A 1,910-nucleotide genomic window follows, 5' to 3' on the forward strand; every position below is an offset into this window, starting at 1 on the left:
CACTTGATAACATTTTCAATGTCCCTGCCACATTTCCCCGGCGCTCGTGATAGAGGCCCACAGCGATTTGGACAAGTGCAAGCCACTGACGTTTCCGTTCCACAGAAGGCTCTTCCTTCCAATACTCTTCCATAATTTCATGACATTCGAACCAGTCTCTGGGTCCATGGAAATGAGCCAAATATTCAATATACGCTTCTGGATATCGCATCGCGTTCCTCCTACTATAAAAAAAGTCCTCGTTGCAATGAACTTAATTTCGTTTATTGTATCAATTTCAATATTTATTTGAAACCTCTTTTTACTCGAACACGTATTATTACTTATCAACAAATATTACATCAATAGGGAGGCAATTCATGCGTAATAAATGGATCATGGTCGTTATGGCATTCTTCCTTATCTTCGCGGTAACAACACCGACGATGATAGACGTGGCTGATGCCAAGCGCGGAGGTTCATTCCGCTCAGGAGTTCAAAAGTACAAGCCAGCTCCAAACAAGTCTACGAATCAGGTGAATCGTACGGACAACACCAATAAGAGCAATACATCAAGCACAGCACCGACACAGCAACGTGGATTTTTCAGTGGCGGCGGCCTAATGAAAGGCTTAATGATTGGTGGATTAGCTGGAATGTTGTTCGGCAGCATGTTCGGCAATCTTGGATTCCTGGGAGACATCCTTGGGCTTATGATCAACGTAATGGCAATATTCCTTCTCATCAGCCTTGTTATGATGGTAGTGAAGAGGTTCAGAAATAAACGAAATCCATCTACACCAGGTCCTGGGCGGTGGAATTAATGCAATTTCGTCTCTCTATGGACGAACTCATTAATGCTGTATGCCTTCACATTGCGATGCGCAAGCAGGTTCGACCCGAAGATGTAAATGTTGAGCTGTGCTGGGATGAAGAGCATGGATTCACAGCAGAAGTATGGGTGCATGATCGCTCCCAATACTTGATTGAGTCCAATCTGCTGGAAGCCATTGAACAGTACATGAGCAAGGAATACGGACAACGTGTATTCCGTCATCAGATTAAGCTTGACGTGGATGAAGAAATGTGGGCAGATATCGATACAAACCTATAATAGAAGCACCTATAAATAAGCGGCAGCCCTTGAGCCAATACGATGATGCATCGTTGGCCCAAGAGGCTGCCTTTTTTCGTATCAAACAAAGAGCAGGAAGGATATTCGACTCTCAGTTAATTCGAAATGATAGTGACTCCTCCACTTGCATAACCTGCAATCGAAATCGACTCTGTCAATCCAGTAGTCGTAACGGAGAATACCAAAAGCAAGCGAGTTTGAGGTGGAACTACGATATTCAATCCCGACAGCAACCCATTTACGTGTTCACCTAACGTAATAACTCCCGTCAATGATGGCTGCAGATCTACTAACGTTCCTGCTATTGGTGTAAAGATATTATCTGGCACAGTGGATTGCCAGAGTTGAGCATGAATCGTTAACGTTTGATTAACCCCACCCAAGCAGTCTAAGCAGAGCCCTGAAGTAACACTAAAGTATGCAGCTATACATTTAATGGTTCCTCCACATGGAACTGTAAATGCAAGATTTAAAGGTATCCCAGGTCCTCCCGTAAGGTCTATCGTAGCTCCAAGTACCGAAGGAGTTTGTGCGCTGTTGCCGAATCCAATGAGACCACCAATACCCGCTACTCCACAGAAACCAGTCGTTAGCAATATTGGTAAGAACGAAGCAAATGGAATAATAGATGGTGCCGCTGGACCAGTTGCTCCGGTAACTCCTGCTCCTGTGGCCCCTGTAGCTCCCGTGGCTCCGGTTACCCCGGCTACTCCGGTTGCTCCTGTGGCTCCTGTAGCCCCGATTGCTCCCGTCGGCCCAGTTGGTCCAGTCGGTCCGGTTGCTCCTGTTACTCCTA

At 45.8% G+C, this 1,910-nt stretch carries 4 protein-coding genes; 2 read left to right on the plus strand and 2 right to left on the minus strand.

Annotation, left to right across the window (positions count from 1 at the left end; genetic code table 11):
- Positions 1-211 (minus strand): DUF309 domain-containing protein (locus tag AZ66_RS28810; RefSeq protein ID WP_044358068.1); only part of this gene is annotated, 211 nt, incomplete at its 3' end.
- A 148-nt stretch (positions 212-359) separates the two neighbouring features.
- On the opposite strand from AZ66_RS28810, the gene AZ66_RS28815 reads away from it, so the two are divergent.
- Both AZ66_RS28815 and AZ66_RS28820 read left to right on the plus strand, forming a co-directional pair.
- A complete protein-coding gene (locus tag AZ66_RS28815) occupies positions 360-803 on the plus strand; it encodes a membrane protein (RefSeq protein WP_044358069.1) in 444 nt (147 codons plus the stop codon).
- On the plus strand, positions 803-1,093 hold the full coding sequence (locus tag AZ66_RS28820; RefSeq protein WP_021253956.1) for a YxcD family protein: 291 nt from the start codon (positions 803-805) through the stop codon (positions 1,091-1,093). Before AZ66_RS28815 ends, AZ66_RS28820 begins: the two co-directional genes overlap by 1 nt.
- A 116-nt stretch (positions 1,094-1,209) precedes the next feature.
- Here AZ66_RS28820 and AZ66_RS28825 read toward each other — a convergent pair.
- On the minus strand, positions 1,210-1,910 hold a 701-nt coding region (locus AZ66_RS28825; RefSeq protein ID WP_044358070.1), incomplete at its 5' end, for an exosporium glycoprotein BclB-related protein.

Source organism: Paenibacillus sp. E194, from assembly GCF_000935845.1.
GTDB classification, from domain to species: Bacteria; Bacillota; Bacilli; order Paenibacillales; family Paenibacillaceae; genus Paenibacillus_B; species Paenibacillus_B alvei_B.